This is a genomic window from Salinivibrio sp. MA427 (assembly GCF_001996115.1).
GTDB lineage: Bacteria > Pseudomonadota > Gammaproteobacteria > Enterobacterales > Vibrionaceae > Salinivibrio > Salinivibrio costicola.
The window spans coordinates 1-3,379 of record NZ_MUFH01000269.1; the positions used below are offsets into that span (position 1 = coordinate 1).

The 3,379-nt window shown below is 50.1% G+C and carries 1 protein-coding gene and 2 pseudogenes; 2 read left to right on the top strand and 1 reads right to left on the bottom strand.

From position 1 onward, the window contains the following. Positions 1-64: 64 nt before the first annotated feature. Both BZG79_RS13070 and BZG79_RS16760 read left to right on the top strand, forming a co-directional pair. Positions 65-1,585, top strand: a complete 1,521-nt coding sequence (locus BZG79_RS13070) for a BCCT family transporter (protein WP_242414188.1) — start codon at positions 65-67, stop codon at positions 1,583-1,585. A gap of 221 nt (positions 1,586-1,806) precedes the next feature. Continuing rightward, positions 1,807-3,051, top strand: a pseudogene (locus tag BZG79_RS16760) (DUF294 nucleotidyltransferase-like domain-containing protein); the annotation flags it as partial. A 71-nt stretch (positions 3,052-3,122) separates the two neighbouring features. Here BZG79_RS16760 and BZG79_RS16765 read toward each other — a convergent pair. Next, positions 3,123-3,379 (bottom strand): annotated as a pseudogene (locus BZG79_RS16765) (DUF294 nucleotidyltransferase-like domain-containing protein); the annotation flags it as partial.

Sequence of the window (3,379 nt, forward strand, 5' to 3'; positions counted from 1 at the left end):
AATGACAGGTTGCCGAGTAGACGGAGTAAGGAGTTTACGTGTGAGCGATAAAAGCCATGAAGATATGATGACACCGGACGGGAAGGTGAACCCGATCGACACCGATTATCAGGTCGGTCAGGACAACGTTGCCCTCAAGTTTGGCCCGTTTGGCTTTGATATTCATAACCGTGTATTTATGGTCGCGGGTTTGGTGATTATGGCCTTTGTGTTTGTGACGTTGGCTTTCCAAAACCAAATGGCCCCGATTTTTGAGCAGATGCGCGCTTGGTTAACCGCAAATCTCGACTGGTTCTTTCTTTTAACTGGTAACGTCTTTGTCATCGCTTGCTTGGTGCTAATTGTCTCACCACTAGGCAAGGTGCGGCTAGGGGGCACTGAGGCCAAACCGGATTACGGCTATGCTGGCTGGTTCGCGATGCTTTTTGCCGCCGGTATGGGCATTGGTTTGATGTTTTATGGTGTCTCTGAGCCACTAACCCATTTCCAAACGGCGTTACAAGGGACCGCAACGGGTACTGATGGTCTACGTACCGATTGGGCACCTTTGGGGGCTGCTGCCGGTGATACCGAAGCCGCGCGTCGGCTGGGGATGTCGGCAACCATTTTTCACTGGGGCTTACACCCTTGGGCGATTTATGCCGTATTAGCACTCGGCTTGGCATTGTTTGCTTATAACAAAGGGCTTCCTTTGACCATTCGGTCGGTATTTTATCCGCTGTTTGGTGAGCGTATTTGGGGCTGGACCGGTCACGTGATTGATATCTTAGCTATCGTCGCGACGCTCTTTGGTCTTGCTACTTCGCTTGGCATTGGTGCATCACAAGCATCCGGTGGTTTGCATTATTTGTTTGATACACCATTGGGGGCCACCACTGAAGTCTTGCTGGTGATCGGCATTACTGCGTTGGCGATCTTTTCGGTCGTAGCAGGTGTGGATAAAGGGGTAAAGCGTTTATCTGAGATCAACCTAGGCCTGGCGTTCTTACTCCTCCTTTTCGTGATTATCGTCGGGCCAACGTTAGCGATTCTGACCGGCTTCTTTGGTAACCTCGGGGCGTATTTACAGAACCTGCCGGCGCTGGCTATGCCATTTGGCCGAGAGGATGCCAACTTTACCCAAGGTTGGACCGCGTTCTATTGGGCATGGTGGATTTCTTGGTCCCCATGGATGACTTCATTTGGTGGCACCGCGATTAACCAGTTCGTCAATGAAGGGTATACCGCAGTGGTTGACGCAGAGTTGTCGCTGACCTTGTTTGCCATGCTAGAAGGGTTGCCGTTAGCAGAGATCACCTCGTTTATCGGTRTTATCTTGGTCATTGTCTTCTTTGTAACTTCGTCTGACTCCGGCTCTTTGGTGCTAGATACCATTTCGGCAGGCGGGAAAATGGACGTACCGGTATCGCAGCGCGTTTTCTGGGCAACCTTCGAAGGCCTGGTCGCGATCGCACTGATCCTCGGCGGCGGGCTTGTTGCGTTACAGGCAATGGCGGTTTCGACGGGCTTCCCGTTCGCGGTGGTCTTGCTGGTGGCGACGCTCTCCTTGTTTAAAGGCCTTGCTTCTGAGCCGCGTGCAAAATAAAGAAGTGTGCTAACTGCTTGATAGTTAGCTAAGATAGAAAAGGCAGGCTTTCGAGGCTGCCTTTTTTTATGGCAAGTGATACGGCACACTGTGTCACAGCGAACGGACATTCTGATTCACTGTGTCCTACCACGATATTATCGCACGTTTAGGTGAGCGCTATGGAAGCTGAACAAATCGAGATTGCAACATTTCTTGCACAGTACGCCCCATTTGATTCAATGCCCGAAGAGGTGGTCGCAGAAGTGGCAACCAGCATTGAGATCAGTTATTTCCGTGCAGGCACCGATATTTTTGCTTACGGTGATGAAATTCACGACTTGGCGATCATGCGTAGCGGCGCTGTCGAGCTGTTTCGCCGTAATGGCACCCTGTATAACCGCATATCCGAGGGCGACATTTTTGGCCAAATGGGTCTATTGATGAACAATCGTGTGCGGATGCCAGCGAAAGCGATTGAAGACACTTTGATCTATTTTATTCCGGAAGCCACGTTTAATCGCTTGTTTGATGATTTTGAGCATTTTGCCGATTTTGTCGAGGTGGAAGATAGAACACGCTTGCGCCAAGCGGTATCAAGCCACAATGAAGCCAATGATCTCACCACCTCCAAAGTGAAGAAACTGATTATTCGCGACCCGGTGATGATTGCCAGTACTGACTCCGTGCAATATGCCGCGCAAGTGATGTCGCAAGAAACCGTTTCATCGATTTTGGTCATGGGTGATGAGCCCAATCCAGAAACAGGGCTAAAACCGGTACTGGGGATTATTACTGATCGAGACTTGCGTAACCGGGTGTTAGCAGAAGGTTTGCCTTATGAAACGCCGGTTCAGGAGATCATGTCGCCACAGTTGATTACCTTGGATCATAATGCGTATATTTTTGAGGCCATGCTGACCATTCTGCGCTCCAACTTGCACCATGTGCCGGTGCTACAGCACGGTAAGCCGATTGGTGTGGTTGCCTTGTCTGATATTGCACGCTACGAGTCGCAAAACAGCTTGTTCTTGGTGGCGAGTATTTTCCGTCAGCAGTCGGTCGAGGATTTGGTGATCTTATCTAAGCAGGTCAAAGATTGCTTTGTACGCATGGTCAATGAAGATGCCAACTCGCATATGATTGGCTCGGCACTGTCGGTGATTGGACGCAGTTTTAAGCAGCGTCTTTTAGAGCTTGCCGAAGAAGAGTTGGGTGAGCCGCCTGTGCCTTATTGCTTTTTGGCGATGGGCTCTATGGCGCGTGATGAGCAGCTGATTGTTACCGACCAAGACAACGCAATTATCCTTGATGACAACTACGATCATGGCCAACACAATGCGTATTTTGAAGCCCTGTCTAAGCGCGTCTCTGATGGCTTAAACGCATGTGGTTATACTTACTGCACCGGTAATATCATGGCGACCAACCCCGAGTGGCGTAAAACGCTGAAACAATGGGAGCAATGCTTTGCCGATTGGATAGATAATCCTAGCCCGCGTTCACTGCTCGACAGTAATATTTTCTTCGACTTGGATGGGGTGCATGGTCGCACGAACTGGGCCGAGCAACTTAAAGCTTTCGTGGGTCGTCGCGCCCGTCGCAATAATCGCTTTTTGGCGTCCATGCACCCCATCCAAGTCGAAGAAAATATTACTGTCGAGCAGTGAACGCGGGCTAGGATTATCTATCCAATCGGCAAAGCATTGCTCCCATTGTTTCAGCGTTTTACGCCACTCGGGGTTGGTCGCCATGATATTACCGGTGCAGTAAGTATAACCACATGCGTTTAAGCCATCAAAGACGCGCTTAGAC